Annotated in this window: 1 protein-coding gene; it reads left to right on the top strand. The window is 46.9% G+C overall.

The window, feature by feature from the left end; all coding sequences use genetic code 11:
* Nucleotides 1-622: 622 nt before the first annotated feature.
* The coding region (locus PsAD46_RS17210) for an Ig-like domain-containing protein (RefSeq protein WP_153040776.1) at nucleotides 623-1,970 on the top strand (1,348 nt) is incomplete at its 3' end.

The following is a 1,970-nucleotide window of genomic DNA, read 5'->3' as shown; positions in this document are numbered from 1 at the left end:
GCCCAATGATCCGAAGTTGCCTGTCAGCGCGGTTCGATTTCATAATTGAAGTGCGGACTTTGCTGACGTCCGCTGCGGAGTAGAGAACTGGAAATGAGTATGGCTACGTCGAGATGCATCGGGCCAGGAGCTGCCATTCGGGTGTTTCTATCAAGGGTTGAACAACAGAATTCCGAGATACAGGTCGATTATTGAGGCGGGTTCGCGTCAAATACTTTTCTGGCCTAAGCTGAGCTGGTGGATATCGATAACCATCGAAGCTCTGGAAGAGGCATTTGCCAAATAAGCATCATCGCAAGGTATATTCACTGCATACGTTTGGACCATCTGTAAATTGTAACATGGTCGGCACGATCACCACACTCAGCCATCATTTACTCACCTTCACGATAACTAATGCCGTATCTGCAGTACCAATGAAGCGCCTATAACACTATCTTCCCAAGATTATAGTGAAAGGCATCTCATTGCAGAGCTTGCCGTTTTTTGCAGCAGGGCCGCAAAACAACTGAAGCTGCGCCCGTTGAGCAGGTCGCTGTTACCGGCTAGATAAAATGCAACCATAAGTTTCACACAAGAAACATACTCGTAATGTGTACGTGTAATATTTGGAGTAAGTTCAATGCCTAACACTACACCAATTTCCTATCCAGTTCAGATTAATTCGAATGAAAACGGGGCGATTGCGATCCGAGTTATCTTCCAAGATTCTGATCTACTGGATACCCATACTCTTAGTTTAAATATCGATGAAATGATCGGCACTGGCACGGTAGTTAGTGATTACAAATTCCATTACGATCCGGGAACAGCGTTTGACTACCTTGCAGCTGGCGAGACTGCGACAGATACGTTCTCCTACACTGTAACTGATAGTGATGGTGCTAGTTCGACCTCCACGGTAACAATCACCTTAACCGGACAAAATGACGGTCCTGTAGCGATTGCACTGACAGAACAGACCGATGAGAACACCGCAATTGTTATTGCACCTGAATTTACCGACCCAGATTCAACGGATACACACAGCTTTACTGTTGATACGACCGGCACGACCGGCTCAGTGACTGTAAACGCTGATGGTACTTTCTCATATGACCCGAATGGCCAGTTCGATCATCTCAATGCAGGGGAAAGTGCAACCGATACCTTCACCTACACAGTGACAGATTCTGCGGGTGAGACGTCAACTGAGACTGTCACCGTTACAGTAACTGGCGTAAACACCAATACTCCACCAGTTACCTATCCTGTTGATTTAGCCGCAGATGAAGACGGCGGGATAGTGTTCCGTATCATTTTTGAAGATCGAGACATTGGTGACACCCATACGCACACAGTAAATACCGCAAGTCTTGAAGGGGTGCTGACAGAAACGTCTGATGGGGTGTACCAGTACGTCGCTAGTCCCGCTTTTGATTATCTGGCAGCCGGCGAAACAGGTACAACAACCTTTACTTATACCGTGACAGATAATTTTGGTGCAAGCCACACCTCTACCGTGACCATCACAGTCACGGGCCAAAATGATGGACCTGTTGCTTCTGCTATAAATGTAAGTACCAGTGAGAGCAGTCCACTAGTGATTGCACCGGATTTTATTGACCCAGATACATCCGACACGCACACTTTTACCGCGGATACAAGCAGTACCACTGGTACGGTGACTCTAAATGATGATGGCACCTTCACCTACAATCCGAACGGCAAATATGACGATTTGGATCGCGGTGAAACCGCGACCGACAGCTTCACGTATACTGTGACCGACAGTTCAGGTGAAAGCTCAACGCAGACTATTACTGTAACAATTCAAGGTGAAAGCGATGTAACTGTCCATCCTGGCAAGATAGTTGCCTCAGATGGTGATAGAAGTGATTGGTTTGGCTACAGCACACAGATGAATGATCATGGTGTTGTTGTTGCAGGTTCTCACTATGATGATGACAAGGGGAACACATCCGGCTCTG

The sequence above is a fragment of the Pseudovibrio sp. Ad46 genome (assembly GCF_001623065.1).
GTDB lineage: Bacteria > Pseudomonadota > Alphaproteobacteria > Rhizobiales > Stappiaceae > Pseudovibrio.
The sequence above is the reverse complement of the archived record's forward strand: the minus strand, read 5'-3'. Positions and strand labels throughout refer to the sequence as shown.